This window comes from Deltaproteobacteria bacterium (assembly GCA_026388545.1).
Lineage (GTDB): Bacteria > Desulfobacterota > Syntrophia > Syntrophales > UBA2185 > JAPLJS01.
The window spans coordinates 1-14,170 of the sequence record JAPLJS010000094.1 but is presented as its reverse complement, the minus strand read 5'-3'; the positions used below and the strand labels follow the sequence as shown (position 1 = coordinate 14,170).

Annotated in this window: 18 protein-coding genes; 14 read left to right on the top strand and 4 right to left on the bottom strand. The window is 48.0% G+C overall.

Translation table 11 applies throughout. From position 1 onward, the window contains the following. The 7 genes from NTW12_11205 to NTW12_11175 form a co-directional block, all read left to right on the top strand. Positions 1-222 (top strand): hypothetical protein (locus NTW12_11205; protein MCX5846904.1); only part of this gene is annotated, 222 nt, incomplete at its 5' end. 241 nt (positions 223-463) lie between these two features. Beyond that, positions 464-766: a phospholipase D-like domain-containing protein gene (locus NTW12_11200; protein MCX5846903.1), complete on the top strand. Its 303-nt coding sequence runs from the start codon at positions 464-466 to the stop codon at positions 764-766. Positions 767-784: 18 nt separating this feature from the next. Beyond that, complete coding sequence (locus NTW12_11195) at positions 785-1,348, top strand: nitroreductase family protein (protein ID MCX5846902.1); 564 nt, start codon at positions 785-787, stop codon at positions 1,346-1,348. A 185-nt stretch (positions 1,349-1,533) separates the two neighbouring features. Then, on the top strand, positions 1,534-1,842 hold the full coding sequence (locus NTW12_11190; GenBank protein ID MCX5846901.1) for a putative quinol monooxygenase: 309 nt from the start codon (positions 1,534-1,536) through the stop codon (positions 1,840-1,842). 23 nt (positions 1,843-1,865) lie between these two features. Further along, positions 1,866-2,300 (top strand): thioesterase family protein, encoded by a 435-nt coding sequence (locus NTW12_11185; protein MCX5846900.1) that lies wholly within the window; start codon positions 1,866-1,868, stop codon positions 2,298-2,300. Positions 2,301-2,320: 20 nt separating this feature from the next. Beyond that, positions 2,321-2,611, top strand: coding sequence for a DUF3467 domain-containing protein (locus NTW12_11180; GenBank protein MCX5846899.1), 291 nt, complete (start codon positions 2,321-2,323; stop codon positions 2,609-2,611). A 350-nt stretch (positions 2,612-2,961) separates the two neighbouring features. After that, entirely contained in the window at positions 2,962-4,011 is a 1,050-nt protein-coding gene (locus tag NTW12_11175; GenBank protein ID MCX5846898.1) for a dihydrodipicolinate synthase family protein, read from the top strand. 43 nt (positions 4,012-4,054) lie between these two features. Here NTW12_11175 and NTW12_11170 read toward each other — a convergent pair whose 3' ends face one another. Further along, positions 4,055-4,534 (bottom strand): DUF4442 domain-containing protein, encoded by a 480-nt coding sequence (locus NTW12_11170; protein ID MCX5846897.1) that lies wholly within the window; start codon positions 4,532-4,534, stop codon positions 4,055-4,057. A gap of 262 nt (positions 4,535-4,796) precedes the next feature. On the opposite strand from NTW12_11170, the gene NTW12_11165 reads away from it, so the two are divergent. The 7 genes from NTW12_11165 (at position 4,797) to NTW12_11135 (ending at position 11,372) form a co-directional block, all read left to right on the top strand. Further along, positions 4,797-5,717, top strand: coding sequence for a phosphate acyltransferase (locus NTW12_11165; GenBank protein MCX5846896.1), 921 nt, complete (start codon positions 4,797-4,799; stop codon positions 5,715-5,717). A 1-nt stretch (position 5,718) separates the two neighbouring features. Continuing rightward, positions 5,719-6,633, top strand: coding sequence for a phosphate acyltransferase (locus NTW12_11160; protein ID MCX5846895.1), 915 nt, complete (start codon positions 5,719-5,721; stop codon positions 6,631-6,633). After that, positions 6,626-7,699: a butyrate kinase gene (gene buk, locus NTW12_11155; protein MCX5846894.1), complete on the top strand. Its 1,074-nt coding sequence runs from the start codon at positions 6,626-6,628 to the stop codon at positions 7,697-7,699. The genes NTW12_11160 and buk overlap by 8 nt, the downstream gene beginning before the upstream one ends. 273 nt (positions 7,700-7,972) lie before the next feature. Then, positions 7,973-8,305 carry a hypothetical protein gene (locus NTW12_11150; protein ID MCX5846893.1) on the top strand — a complete coding sequence of 111 codons (333 nt, stop codon included), beginning with the start codon at positions 7,973-7,975 and terminating at the stop codon, positions 8,303-8,305. Between the two features lie 272 nt (positions 8,306-8,577). Further along, positions 8,578-9,165 (top strand): nitroreductase family protein, encoded by a 588-nt coding sequence (locus tag NTW12_11145; protein MCX5846892.1) that lies wholly within the window; start codon positions 8,578-8,580, stop codon positions 9,163-9,165. An 85-nt stretch (positions 9,166-9,250) separates the two neighbouring features. Then, positions 9,251-10,108, top strand: a complete 858-nt coding sequence (locus tag NTW12_11140; protein ID MCX5846891.1) for a pirin family protein — start codon at positions 9,251-9,253, stop codon at positions 10,106-10,108. Positions 10,109-10,376: 268 nt separating this feature from the next. Beyond that, complete coding sequence (locus NTW12_11135; GenBank protein MCX5846890.1) at positions 10,377-11,372, top strand: methyltransferase; 996 nt, start codon at positions 10,377-10,379, stop codon at positions 11,370-11,372. 17 nt (positions 11,373-11,389) lie between these two features. Here the strand turns inward: NTW12_11135 and NTW12_11130 are convergent, their stop codons facing one another. The 3 genes from NTW12_11130 to NTW12_11120 form a co-directional block, all read right to left on the bottom strand. Next, positions 11,390-12,160 carry an acyl-CoA dehydratase activase gene (locus NTW12_11130; protein MCX5846889.1) on the bottom strand — a complete coding sequence of 257 codons (771 nt, stop codon included), beginning with the start codon at positions 12,158-12,160 and terminating at the stop codon, positions 11,390-11,392. 10 nt (positions 12,161-12,170) lie between these two features. Beyond that, positions 12,171-13,478 (bottom strand): 2-hydroxyacyl-CoA dehydratase, encoded by a 1,308-nt coding sequence (locus tag NTW12_11125; protein ID MCX5846888.1) that lies wholly within the window; start codon positions 13,476-13,478, stop codon positions 12,171-12,173. Beyond that, the coding region (locus NTW12_11120; GenBank protein MCX5846887.1) for a 2-hydroxyacyl-CoA dehydratase family protein at positions 13,475-14,170 on the bottom strand (696 nt) is incomplete at its 5' end. The genes NTW12_11125 and NTW12_11120, both read right to left, overlap by 4 nt.

Below are 14,170 nucleotides of genomic sequence, written 5' to 3'. Positions count from 1 at the left end.
CGCTCGCAATCAAAAACCCATGTCGCCAGTTTCCTGCGAAAAGAGCATTCTGTTTCGCCATACCCCACTATTGCCAAAAATCACTTATTCCTATACATCCCGGTCATCCGTAGGCCTATCTATAAAGATGTTGGCACCCATGAGTGGCCAGTATCGGCACAAAAGGGGCAACAAGGCTCCTTGCTCACCTGCTTGTCGATAGAAAAAACAAAGAAGATATGATTGAATCGCCATAGGTTGCGACACGCGGCTTAGTTCTTCAAGCGTCATTCTGCAACTCCGCTACAGAATGACGCTTATTAGAAAGCTGCTATATAATTCAATCATCCGAAATTCACAATTTAATAAAGAAGTCAATAAAATCTCTTCAATGTAATCATTCGTTTGTATTCCTATCTGTCTTGATATTTTCCATCGAATCCCGTATAATATAGTCATCATTATTCCACTCAGGAGCCCTACCATGAAAAAGAGAATCCTATGGATCATTATTTCTTTCAACTTTATTATCTTCCCGTTATATCAAACATCCCACGCGACCGACCTCATCCTGAACAAAACGCCGACACAGGTCTACTTCTCCCCTCGGGGCGGCTGCACAGAAGCAATAATCAGTCAGATCGTCAAAGCCAAATCTGAAATCCTCGTCCAGGCATACTCCTTCACATCTACGCCCATCGCAAAAGCACTATTAAACGCCCATAAACGGGGTATAAAGGTAGGAACGATACTTGACAAGATCGGAAATAAACCGTCGTTCACATAGCAGCAAAGGAGAATAAACATGGATTTTAAGACACTCTTAACAAACAGGCGTTCCATCAGGGATTTCCAGAACAAGGATGTGCCTTTATCAATAATAAAAGAAATCATCCAGGATACCTGTCTTGCCCCGACAGCGATGAACGGCCAGCCATGCCGGTTTATCATTGTTCAGAACCGTGATTACATCAGAAATCTCTCTGATGAAAGTAAGGGGAATCTCCTTTCCGATCTTGAACAAAATCCTGACTCACCTCTGAAAAACTATGAATCCTATCTGCGTGACGAGCAGTTCAATGTTTTTTACAATGCACCCACCCTTGTTTACTTTATCGGTCCTGAAGATGTTCATTCGCTCGATGTGGACTGCGCCCTGACGGTTGCCTACTTCATGTTCTCAGCTACATCAAGAGGATTGGGCACCTGCTGGATAGGATTAGGGGCGCATATCCGTGACCGTAAAATCCTTGATGACATCGGAGTGCCCGTGGATTGTCAAATAGTGTCGCCCATTATTGTCGGTTATCCGGCTGGTATACCTCCTGCTTCTGAAAGGCATGCGCCTGATATAGTAAAAGTTATCTGAATAAGTGGACATATAGTGTATTGGAATGGCATATGGCCGAAAAACTCGATCCCAAAGAACTCGTATCCTAAAGGAACTGCTCATGTCCGAAGCTATTCAATCAGAAGCACTGGTCAGCCTCCTTGAAAAGAAAGGTATCATCAGCAAGCAGGAACTTATCAAACATATCAGAAAGGAGCGGCATCATGATTTATGTAATTGCCACTGTAGAGTTGGCTGAAGGAAAACGGGGCGAGTATCTCAGAGAATTGAAAAAAGTTATTCCTGATGTACGTGCTGAAATCGGTTGTCTTGAATACGGCCCTGCAACCGATGTTGTCACTGATATCCCTGTCCAGGAACCAGTAAGTCAAAATGTTGTAACCATAATTGAGCGATGGACAGATATCCAAGCCTTAACGGATCATCTCAAGACTCATCACATGAAGACCTATCGTGAAGCTACAAAATCTGTTGTAAAAGGTCTGCGGGTTCGCATTCTAAAACCGCTATAACGCTTTTGAAAAGGGGACAGATAATGGGCAATTCTATCGATGGGTATCCTGTAGTCATCGAAATCCCGGTGGTATGGGGAGAGATGGATGCTTTCCAGCATGTAAACAATGTTGTCTATTTCAGATATTTTGAAAACGCCAGGATTGTCTACTATGAAAAATTGGATGTTCTGGATCTCATGAAAAGAACAACGATTGGCCCCATTCTGGCTGCCACAAGTTGTCGATTCAGGATGCCTTTGACATATCCCGACAAAGTGCTCATTGGTGCTAAAGTGACAAATATCGAGGAAGACCGATTTACGATGAATCATCTTGCGGTCAGCACGAGGCATCAGAAGGTAGCCGCCGAAGGTGATGCTGTCGTGGTAGCCTTTAATTATCGTGAAAATAAAAAGGCGCCCATACCAGATGCGTTGAGGCAGCGTATTCTGGATGTTGAAAAAACTATTTTCTAACGCATAAGGAGGAGAACAATATGTCAGACAAACCTGATCCGCAGCAACCCCAGCAGATCCAGATTAATACCGCTGATGAAATATCGAGAGGCAGATACAGCAATTTGATGCTGGTATCACATAGCCCGGACGAGTTCATGCTTGATTGGCTTTTGAACTCACCCAATGGGCCTCACCTGGTTTCAAGAATAATACTAAGTCCGAGCAATGTTAAGAGAGTGATCGAAGCCCTGACGATAAACCTGAAACAGTATGAAGATAAATTCGGGACCGTGAAGGTAATTGATCCGGGCGATCAGAAGGTTCACTAATCTGGGAGAAGACGTTCATGAGCATATTCAAGATTCAACAGGTGTAGGGGGTGTCTTCGACCATATGTCTTTCTGAAAGCAACAAATCGTCAACCTCAACGAAAATGCAGTATTTCAATCAGTTATCAATGATGTTATTTCCGCGATAATTATGATATGGTCGTCCAGCCCTGTGAGGGGATGGGGCCTACGGATGCAAGGTTGAAAGATTGTGGCACCGCCGGGACACCAAGCGACAAATTGAGAAAGCAAACATCAACCTGACGTATCGGGAGAAACCGGTTTACTCGACTCAAACATTTCAAATGGATACGGGAATTGATTAAGAAACTTAACCAGGAGATATTTTCATGAATGACCGACAAATGGAGAGAATAAGCCTGGTCCAGACCATGTTTCCTGACGGCATCCCCCGGCTCTGGTGCCCACTTCTCACCCATTACAGGGATGATAAGACGATTGATTTTAACCGCATGGAGTCCCACTTCGCATATATTTCCCCTTGGGTGAAGGGCTTCCTGATCCCCGGTTCAACGGGGGACGGCTGGGAACTCACGGAGGAAGAAACGCTGCAGGTAGCCGAATTCGCTGTGGCCCATACGCGGAACAAGGATATTCATCTTCTCATCGGACTTCTCAGGCCGGATGTAGGGGGCGTGAAGGGGACGCTTTCGGCCATGAAGGGACGCAACGTATTTCATTTACTAGAAAATAAGGGGGCAGACCCGGTAATGAGCCCTCATCACATCTGCGGCATTACAATCTGTCCACCCCGCGGCAAGGCACTATCGCAGGCGGAAATCGATTCGGGACTCTCGGAAATTCTGGATATGTCCCTGCCCACGGCCCTTTACCAGCTTCCCCAGGTAACGGAAAATGAGGCGGCGCCGGAAACATTCGCCCGTCTTACGGAGAAATACCCGAATCTGATCTTTTTCAAGGACTCCAGCGGTAACGACCGGATCGCCTCCTCTTCCGTCGACAAGGGTGGCGTCTTTCTCGTTCGTGGCGCCGAAGGGGATTATGCACGCTGGTTGAGGGAGGCCGGGGGGCCTTATGACGGTTTTCTCCTCAGTACGGCCAATTCCTTTCCCCGGGAGCTCCGATCTGTTATCGAAAATCTTGAAAAAGGTGATTTCAAGGCCGCCGGAGAGACTTCCGGACGGCTCAGCACGGTGATCGGAAAGATCTTCGCAATCGTCCAGCCCCTGACCCATGGAAATGCCTTCACAAATGCCAACAAGGCCATTGATCATTTCCTTGCCTACGGCCCCAATGCGGCAAGCCGTCCCGGACCGCTCCTCCACGCCGGGGTCCGCCTCCCCCGGGAGATTCTATCGGCCACGGGGAAAGCTCTCGACAGCCAAGGTTTTCTGCCTGAGAGGGGCTACTGGGAGTAGGGATGTCCGCTGTCTTAGCCCTGTCTCAAAAACCAATAATAGTCTAAATTCTCTTTTTTAATGATAAGGTTAACTCGAATAAGGCCACAGGCTCCGATCCCAATAGGGAGGGAACCGTTGCCGTTACATGGACTGTAAGATTGACACGATCATCGGATGTCAAAGCTTTATCAACAAGGGCACGAATAGCTGAACCATCTTCACAGGTAAACAAGACATCCCCTTCCGCTCGTTTCAAAAATTCAGCCTTGAAATCCTTAAAGAGAAGCGACACTTTCTGGCCGCTTTCTTGAATCAATCGCATGGCCATAAGCCCACCAGCGCAGTCAGCACCAGTTGCTAATACACCGAAATACATGGATTTAAGGTGGTTTCGTGTGTGACGTTTAAGGGGAATTCTCACCACAATACGCTCATTATTAAACTCTTCAATAAAAGGTGAGACATAGAAGATAAGGGGTATCTTAAAAAAGCCAAATGTTCTTAATCTAAGAGTAGCACGTAATTTCTCTAAAAAAATCATTTTACTTCCCCAATGAATAATGGGACTAATGGTATGAGCATATGTAAACTCATTCGTTGTACATTATCAAGTGATAATCTTAACTTTTCTATTGGTTTGAATTTGCAGCTTGGTGGATTCAGCATTTGCTTCTGTACTGTTGATTTTCTGATTCAGACAACCCGTACTACACTTAAACTCGGTAATCACCAAAAAAATCGAAGAACTCTAACTTGAAATGTGGTAAAAAGTATCAGGGCAGATCATTTTTGAGGTATGTTTGATGATTAGATCACTGGATGATTTTTCAAGGATTGCAAGGGAAAAAGGCCCTAAGAAGTTAGCCGTTCTTGCCCCTGAAGATGAGGAGTTCATGCTTGCGGTGAAGAGGAGCTGGCAGATGGGGTATATCGAACCCGTTCTCATCGGTAATGCAGAAAAAATGGGACGGGTAGCAGAAAAGGTCGAATTCGATATCGGTGGATTTGAAAAGATTATCAGTGATGATCGGCAGGCAATTGCTGATCTCGGGATCAGCATGCTTTTTTCTGGGGAGCTGGATATCGCAAGCAAAGGGCAGATTCCCACCTCTTACATCTACCGCTCAATCATCAGGGAAGAGGGGAAAGCGGGTTCGGGTATGACCGTGAGCGTGGTCACCTTCTGGGAGGTTCCGGGACTCCACCACCTGGTCGCCTTTACGGATACCGGTGTCAATATCAAACCGGATTTCAAGACGAAGGCCGAGATCCTCAAGAACGCCATTTTTGTCTATCGTCTTCTGGGGTATCCGAAACCTAAGATCGCTGTCCTTTCCGGCCAGAGAGAGATCGGCGGTACGCTTGTTTCCTACCGGGATTACGAATTGCTCAGAGAAGCCGCTGCCTCGGGGGATTTCGGGGATTGTGAGATTATTGATGCAACTTCCTTCACTGATATCTTTCTTGGTAGGAAAAACCGCCTGGCCGATCATAGCAACGTGAATATGGAGAAGATGCCACACATCCTTCTCTTTCCCTGCCTCGATACTGGTAACATCATCTGCAAGCTCGATTTCTTCTTGGATGTAACCCGCTGCTCCCTTGTTGCAACCTCCAGGGGACCGGTCTGTATCCCTGCCCGATCCGACTTCAGCGATAACATTGTTGAGCAGCTTGCTATGTGTGTCGTCGTGTCGGATAGGATGAAAGGGGAGGTGAAGTGAGATGCTGAGATCATTCAAAGAGATCCTTGAAGCTGCGCAGGAAGGGGACGCAAAGAAACTGGTGGTTTCTTTTGTGGAGAAAAGGGACATGGATCTCCTCGGCAAGGCGGCGGGCGCCGGCCTCATCATTCCCTGTATGGTCGGTGATGGCAAAGCGATAGAAACAATGATCAGGGGAACTCTGCTGGCATCACTGGAATATGAGATCATTGACGAGAAAGACCCGGGCAGGGTCCTCAACAGGGCGATAAGGCTTATCAGGGAAGGCCACGCTGATATTTTTATGCAGGGCAACGTTGCCCACCAGGCGTTTATTGATGCCATCCTTGATGCAAAAAACGGCCTCCGGAAGAGGAAGCTTGTGAGCTACATTTCACTCTTTCAGTTGCCGAAACAAGAAAAGCTGATCCTCGTGACTGATACCTTCATCAACAATAATCCGACCATTGACGAAAAACAACTGATCCTTGAAAATGCCCTCCGGCTCGCGGATATCCTGGGAATCGATACGCCTAAGGTAGCGGCGCTCGCCGCCATCGAGCAGATAAACCTAAGAATTCCCTCGACACTGGATGCGGCGATCCTCTCCAAGATGTCGGAAAGGAAACAGTTCGGAAAAGCCATTGTCGAAGGACCTCTCGACATAGACTGTGCCCTGAGCCAGATTGCGGCAGCAAGAAAAGGACTTCAGAGCGTTGTGACCGGGAATGTCGATATATACCTTGTCCCTGAAATCGATACGGGCCATCTCCTGGCTGAATCCCTCGTTTTCTTCGGAAAGATGCAGATGGCAGGCGCAATCATGGGAGCGTCACATCCTGTGATCCTGAATCTGCCTTTTGTCTCCGATGAAAGCAGGATGGCAGAGATTGCACTGGCAGCCTTGATATGTAGAAAGGGAGGAAACGATGCATAACGAACCTCATCTGCTCGTTATCAACGTAGGCTCTACTTCAACAAAGGTCGCCTGGTTCAATGGAAACGTGCCCATGGTTCTCGAAACAATCCGGTATAGCAGTGAAGACCTGGCTCCTTATTCTTCTCTTAATGAGCAGCTTCCTCTCCGCAAGGATGACCTCCTCAAATTTTTAAAGAAAAACGGGATCGGTTTAGAAAAAGTGGTCATGATCGTCAGCCGTGGAGGCCTTGGCAGGCCATTGCCCGCGGGTGCTTACAAAATTGATGACGCCATGTGCAAGGACCTTCTGAAGGGAAAATTCGGTAAACACCCCTCGGCCCTGGGACCGGCCATTGCTCTTGATTTATCCATGAGATACGGGATGCCTGCTATCGTGATCGATCCGCCAAGCACAGATGAGTTCCAGCCTTTAGCCAGGATATCCGGTCTTCCCGAAATTGAAAGGAAGAGCGCCTTTCATACCCTGAACCAGAAGATGGCGGCAAGACGACTTGCCAGTGAACTAGGGAATAAATACGAGGCAATGAACCTCATCGTAGCTCACTTGGGCGGGGGCATCACTATCGGCGCCCATCAAAAGGGTCGGGTCATTGACTGCAATCATGGACTTGGGGAAGGTCCTTTCACACCGGAGAGGGCCGGTTCTCTCCCCACAACAGGCCTGCTTGACCTCGCTTTTTCGGGGAAGCTTGATAAAAAGCAGATGCTTGACCGACTTGTGGGCCAAGGCGGCCTTTCGGCTTATCTGGGTACGACGGATGTTCGGAAGGTAGAAGAGATGATCAGGGCGGGAGACGAAACGGCAAAACTGGTATATGAGGCCATGGCTTATCAGGTTGCCAAGGAGATCGGTGGCATGAGCGTTGTCATGAAAGGGAAGATTGATGGAATAATACTGACAGGGGGTTTGGCCAACTCCGAGATGCTGACGGGCTGGATCAAGGAGCGGACTCAGTTCATTGCACCTGTATTTATCTATCCCGGCGAAGATGAGATGTCGGCCCTGGCCGAAGGCGGCCTGCGGGTGTTGCGGAAGGAAGAGGAGTTAAAAAGATATCCATGAAACGGAAAAAGATGAGAGATCACAAATACGATCCCCCTTTTATTGCTTCTTAATAATCTCTTTCTTCCTGGAAATGTTGTTTTCCAATTCAACCTATCCATCCAGCATTTCGTATTGCTATACGTAACGAGGATGTCTTCCTGAAATCTCGCATTTTTAGTTTTTATCGTTTGTGTTATATTACAAGCGAAAATACTGCAGTGTAAGGAAGCAGTCATGCAGATTCTGAAAGCTGGTGCATTGTATTTTGCACTCGTATTCGGAGCAGGGTTCGTGTTTGGAACCATTCGCGTATTATGGGTCGTACCATATTTCGGCACGAGAATAGCCGAACTGATGGAAGCGCCCTTCATGCTGGTGATTACCATTGTTGCGGCACATTGGACAGTTCGATATCTCGACTTGCCGTCCGGCCCTTCTAAGCGTCTTGGTATGGGGTTGGTCGCTTTTGGTCTACTGATGGTGGCAGAATTTACGCTTGTTTTATGGCTTCGGGGTATATCGATAAGTGAGTACCTCGCAAATCGAGATCCCGTGTCGGGAACAGTCTATTATGTTATGCTTGGAATATTCGCAATTATGCCGCTTCTTGTGGCTCGAAGATAAGGCTGGCAAGCTGCGGGATGGAGTGTAGTATAGCAGTCTATAATCTGTGTTTATTCATACTAAACGGGGTCCTAAAGATTCTATAGTTACTGGTCTCTTGCACTCTTCCTGTTATTAATAACTTGGAGGTGATGAAAGTTATCCAAGTTTTCTCGGTATAATGATGGCTGTAAATTGAAGATCTGGAGTTTAGACATTCACAGCTGGTCACTACATATTTTTAAAGATAGAGGACATTTCTAATTTTATAATGAATCGATGAGGATTTAACCATGCTTATAATCAAAGGAAGCGAGATACGTAAAGCTGATCACCCGATTGATAATATCTTTCTTGATCGCTGGTCACCGCGTGCCATGTCGGGCGAGGAAATTCCCGAAACAGAGCTTATGTCCCTGTTTGAAGCGGCAAGATGGGCACCGTCATCCAACAACAATCAACCATGGCGCATCCTATATGCCAGACGGAACAAGGAACAGTGGCCTCTCTTCTTCAACTTGCTTACCGATTCCAATAAGATTTGGGCCAAGAATTCTTCCGTACTCCTCCTCATCGTTTCGAAAAACACCTTTGACAACGGACAGCCGTCGCGGACCCACTCCTATGATGCCGGTGCGGCATGGGAGAATCTGGCCCTGCAGGGGAACCTCAGGGGTTATGTTGTCCACGGCATGCAAGGGTTCGATTACGAACTTGCCCAGTCTTCCCTGAACATCCCTGATGGTTTCACGGTTGAGGCCATGGCAGCCATAGGCATACCAGGGAACAAGGAAGACCTGCCCGATTACCTCCAGGAGCGCGAATCACCGAACGATAGACGAAAACTCACGGAAACGGTCTGCGAAGGACCCTGGGTATGACCTGGTCTATAATCATATAAGTCTTCAGATACGACTCGTTGCCGGGGAAAGGACATAGGAGGGAAAAGAGTCAAGGAGAATCAAAATGGAAAAGATTAGGAAAATCCGTAAGGTTATCAAGAGCAAACCCACCATTGAAGGAGCGGGTGTCCGCTTGGAGCGAGTATTCGCGGAGGCAACTACATTCGATCCGTTCCTCCTTCTCGACGATTTTCGTTCAACGGATCCACTGTATTATATCAAGGGGTTCCCCTGGCATCCGCATCGCGGAATCGAGACAATCACGTATGTCCTTCATGGAAGTGTCGAACATGGGGATAGCATGGAAAACAAAGGCGTGATCGCCTCCGGAGATGTCCAATGGATGACCGCCGGCAGTGGTATCATCCATCAGGAAATGCCGAAAGGGGATGAGGCAGGTCAGATGGGGGGATTCCAATTATGGGCCAATCTCCCGGCCTCTCACAAGATGATGAACCCTCGCTATCGTGACGTGAAGAGCAACCAGATACCGGAAATCTCTATGGGCAGCGGCGTAACGATCAAGGTCATTTGCGGTGAGGTCAAGGGGGCTCGCGGGCCTGTCCGAGACATCATAATCGATCCGGAATACCTTGATATTACCGTGTCTCGGGGGGCAGAGTTTATTCATCCGACCAAACGGGGTCACACGGTCTTTGCCTACATTATTGGGGGCAAGGCATGGTTCAGCGAACAAAAGGACACGCTCCTCTACAATGAAAATCTTGTCCTGTTCCATGACGGAGAACACATAGTGATTTCGACTGAAAATGAATCTGTTCGCTTTCTGCTCATATCAGGCAAGCCCATTGGCGAACCTGTTGCATGGCGAGGCCCTATCGTGATGAACACAAAACAAGAATTGGAGATCGCCTTCGAGGAGTATAGCAATGGAACATTTATCAAGCACAAGAAGGGGTGATCCATTTCATGGTATGATAAGCTAGCTGTGCATTTTTGTCCGAAACAAACAAATCCAAGGGGCATTGTCCGCACCAGTGGTTGAGTTAAATCGTTACGCTCTTTCAATCCGATAACTGCAATTCTGATGACTGAACGGTACCGAATAGTTGTTGGTGTTATGCAAAATTTTATATTCAAAAAAGGGATGTTTTAAAGATTATCGTCATTCTCATAAAAAGATAATCAAAAAGTGACGTCATTCCAAATAATCATAAGGAGTATTAATAATGAGCTATAATAGTCCGGAGGAAATCTTGAGATTGGCCCGGAATTTCATGGAGAGCCGCATTCTGCTTACCGGCGCCGAATTAAACATTTTTAGCATTCTCAGTCAGTCGCCTTTGTCCGCTCAAGAGGTCTCAAGCAGAATCGGAGCTGATCTGCGCGCCTTAACCATTCTCCTGGACGCCCTTACTGCTATGGGTCTTCTTGTCAAACAAAATGAAACCTATCGATGTTCACCATCCCTTATCCCGTTTCTTTCTGAGAATGAGCCCGGTTCGGTTCTCCCCATGGTTCTCCATGTAGCCCATCTCTGGCGCAGATGGTCTCATTTTACAGATGTAGTAAAAAGGATAAAGGAGTCGGAAGATACTTTTAATCCTCCCCGAAATGCCGATGAAATGCGCGCATTCATCGGTGCTATGCATGTAGTTGCGGAACCGCGAGTCCGGGATATTGTGGCAACGGTTAATCCGGGCTCAGCAAAGGTCCTGCTTGACGTGGGCGGCGCCTCAGGGACGTACACCATTGCTTTCCTGCACGCTGGCCCTGAAATGAGAGCCACTTTATTTGATCAACCCGAAGTTATTGAAATGGCCCGCGAGCGTCTCGACAAGGCGGGCATGCTTACCCGTGTAACTCTGGTTCCCGGCGATTTTTATCATGATGAATTTCCACCCGGACATGACCTGGCGTTTGTTTCTGCAATCATCCACCAAAATAGCCTTGAACAGAATGAGGACCTCTACAAAAAGATTTTCCGTTCTCTTAACCGGGGAGGACGAATTGTTATTCGTGACCACGTTATGGAGCCCGATCGGATCTATCCGAAAGACGGTGCAATTTTCGCCGTCAATATGCTTCTGGGAACGTCAAGCGGCGGAACCTATACCTTTGAGGAAATCAGGACAGGTCTTTCACGGGCGGGATTTACGGGTATACGCCTCATCAGGAAGGGGGAACATATGGATGCTCTTGTTGAAGCATTCAAACTGGGCTGATGCTTCATCGCCCTTGATCATTTTAGACTCATCGCCAGGACGGCGGCGCCGATAGCCCCGTTCACCTGTGCGTAGTTCGAAACCTCGACAGCGATTCCGAGCTTTTTTTCGAGCGCCTTCACGACACCGGCATTCTTTGCCACGCCGCCTGTCATTACAAGCGGAGGCACAATACCCACACGGTTCGCCATGGACGATACCCGTGCGGCTATGGATTCGTGTATGCCGGCAATTATGTTCTCTCGCCGTTCACCCTTAGAGATGAGCGAGATGACTTCCGATTCTGCAAAGACCGTGCAAAGGCTGCTGATCCTTGAGGGTTCATCGGCCTTCAGGGAGAGGTCGCCAAATCCATCAAGGTCCACTTCCAGCGCCCTTGCCATTACTTCCAGAAAACGGCCCGTTCCGGCGGCACATTTGTCGTTCATCGCAAAGTTTTTCACTTTCCCCTTTTCATCGAGGACGATGGCTTTGCTGTCCTGCCCGCCGATATCAATTATGGAACGGATGAGTGGATTTAAATAATGGGCGCCCGTTCCGTGGCAGATGATCTCCGTCATTGCCTTATTAACAAACTTCACACTGTTCCTTCCGTATCCCGTGGAGATCACCCGCCTCACTGCCGTTTTCTCAAGACAAAGATCTCTGAGGAGTTCCTCATACACCCTTCCTCCGGCCGTTTCAGTATTGTACCCGGTAAAGATTACCCGTGTTCCAAGGATCTTTCCATCGGCGATGACTGCCGCTTTCGTTGTAATGGACCCGATATCAATACCTGCTGTAATCATCATGAGCTGCCTAATCACCCTTTCTCTGCCTGATAATCTCCATAAACGCATCAATGCGGGTGGATACCTGGCTTTCGGAGAAACTCCGCGCATCCACCATATCCGCTTCAATTATCAGACAGGGAATCTCTCTTTCCCTCTCTACGATCTTCTTTATATCGTACTGGCCAAGAGAGTAAGGCTTGCAGCTCCGGTTCGAGTGCATCACGATGCCGTCAACCTTATACTTGTCAACCATTTCGATCACGATACCGGCCATCTCATCCACGCCGATATTGAGGTAAATGCGTGTATATGCCTCGGCCATGGATTCGAAGAAGTTATTCTCGTCAATATATTTCATTGAACGGCACCATGCTGAAGTATAGGTATCCGCCACGAGGCATGCGTTGTGGGACGCCAGTTTTTCGGAGAGCCAGCGTGTCCGGTGCCAAATAGGGATGTTGTCCCAGAGGAGCCTGTACTTTTCATGAGGAATGGCCCCGATCCCTCTTGCCACCCGGTCCTTCATTTTTTCAAGAAGCTGTGTATAGTAATCGATTACAATCGGTGTCCCTCTCAGTGAAACTATCAGCGCCAGATGGAAAAAGGCGTCAAACGTTGTCATGGGCGCGGGCCTGTTCGTTGTCGTATCCAGAACGGCTTGCCAGAGCCTCTGCCCTTCAAGGGAAAGTTTTCCCACGGCCTTAAGGCGGTCGTGATCCATTTTGCTCCCGCATGCCTTTTCCAGGAAAAGGACATATTCGTCGAGCTGCCTGCGGACGTATCGTCTGGCCTCTTCCGCATATCCCATGTGACAGAAGGGCGTATCTAAAATAAAGAGAGGGACATTAAAGTAGCGGGCCTGAACTTCATACCACTTCAGAACGGTTCCGCAGATGTTGTTGCAGCAGATAAGCATATCGGGACGGGGCAGACCGCCAATCGGGCCGCCGTTTACCGTGGCGCAAGCGATATCGGTGCGGGCATAGGAACAAAGGTCGCTTGAATATCCCATAGATTCCGACTTTTCGCAGAGGTCTGCCCCCATTTTGCTTGCACCGATCATCGCACCGTGGTTCTCCGGGTATACAGGGATCACATTCATGGCGATGAGCGGTTCGACGGGGCCTCCGCTCGTAATCCATGCGACTTTCCTCCCGCCGACGCGGGCGCTCTTGGCCTCCATGTAATAGACCGTCATGATCTCTTTCATCTTCTTTTTCTTTTTGAAATGAAGGATGAATTTCTTGATCTTTGCGAGTAAGAAGAGCATGATCTCCGGCATTCTATTCATGGGCGTCACATTTTCTCTTTTGTTCTTTATGGAAACAATCACAACATCTCAATGAATGTCTCAAATCTTGTCTGTAACTGGCTCTCAGAGGGGAGCTGATCTTCCACATCGAGCGCCATGCTGGGAATTCCCTCCCTATCGAGAAGCTCTTTCATGTAGGGATAATCAAAGGCATGGGGATCGCAGAATTTGAGGAAAACGAATACGACACCCCGTGCATCTTTCTCCTTAACAATCTTCACGAGATTTTCACCCCGGGTGAAGATTCCGGCATGCTTTGCAGGGCAGACGGGTCTCTTCATGAAGCGTTCCGCAATAACGGTGATGGGATCGGAATCATTCATAACAGATCTATCAAAATAACGCGTCCCGGTGCAGAAATCATCCCAAACAACGACTCCCCCGGCTTCTTCGATGATCCGATAGATATCGGGGTGGGTGCACACGCCACCGGCCAGGATGATACGCTTACCCTGAAATGATGCCGCACTCTCCCTTTTCTTTTCCAATTCATTAACAACTGTGGGAAGAACCTCCAGAAGATGACTCCTGTCCATGATCATGGACGCTTTGACAACGGCATACAGATCGCTGCCGGTGATTATCCCGGGGTTTTCAGCTTTCAATTCGTAAAGTCTCTTCAGATGCCCCCTGATGGTATTGAATGTCTTCAGTGCATTTGTCAGCTTTTCTTCGGTAATCTCAGATTGCAGATATCCGCCAAGGTCGTTCCT

What these genes read in the sequence shown, in the direction of transcription:
- NTW12_11200 (MCX5846903.1), top strand. Translation starts at nt 464, where the DNA reads ATGAAAAAGAGAATCCTATGGATCATTATTTCTTTCAACTTTATTATC.
- NTW12_11195 (MCX5846902.1), top strand. Translation starts at nt 785, where the DNA reads ATGGATTTTAAGACACTCTTAACAAACAGGCGTTCCATCAGGGATTTC.
- NTW12_11190 (MCX5846901.1), top strand. Translation starts at nt 1,534, where the DNA reads ATGATTTATGTAATTGCCACTGTAGAGTTGGCTGAAGGAAAACGGGGC.
- NTW12_11185 (MCX5846900.1), top strand. Translation starts at nt 1,866, where the DNA reads ATGGGCAATTCTATCGATGGGTATCCTGTAGTCATCGAAATCCCGGTG.
- NTW12_11180 (MCX5846899.1), top strand. Translation starts at nt 2,321, where the DNA reads ATGTCAGACAAACCTGATCCGCAGCAACCCCAGCAGATCCAGATTAAT.
- NTW12_11175 (MCX5846898.1), top strand. Translation starts at nt 2,962, where the DNA reads ATGAATGACCGACAAATGGAGAGAATAAGCCTGGTCCAGACCATGTTT.
- NTW12_11170 (MCX5846897.1), bottom strand. Translation starts at nt 4,534, where the DNA reads ATGATTTTTTTAGAGAAATTACGTGCTACTCTTAGATTAAGAACATTT.
- NTW12_11165 (MCX5846896.1), top strand. Translation starts at nt 4,797, where the DNA reads ATGATTAGATCACTGGATGATTTTTCAAGGATTGCAAGGGAAAAAGGC.
- NTW12_11160 (MCX5846895.1), top strand. Translation starts at nt 5,719, where the DNA reads ATGCTGAGATCATTCAAAGAGATCCTTGAAGCTGCGCAGGAAGGGGAC.
- buk (MCX5846894.1), top strand. Translation starts at nt 6,626, where the DNA reads ATGCATAACGAACCTCATCTGCTCGTTATCAACGTAGGCTCTACTTCA.
- NTW12_11145 (MCX5846892.1), top strand. Translation starts at nt 8,578, where the DNA reads ATGCTTATAATCAAAGGAAGCGAGATACGTAAAGCTGATCACCCGATT.
- NTW12_11140 (MCX5846891.1), top strand. Translation starts at nt 9,251, where the DNA reads ATGGAAAAGATTAGGAAAATCCGTAAGGTTATCAAGAGCAAACCCACC.
- NTW12_11135 (MCX5846890.1), top strand. Translation starts at nt 10,377, where the DNA reads ATGAGCTATAATAGTCCGGAGGAAATCTTGAGATTGGCCCGGAATTTC.
- NTW12_11130 (MCX5846889.1), bottom strand. Translation starts at nt 12,160, where the DNA reads ATGATTACAGCAGGTATTGATATCGGGTCCATTACAACGAAAGCGGCA.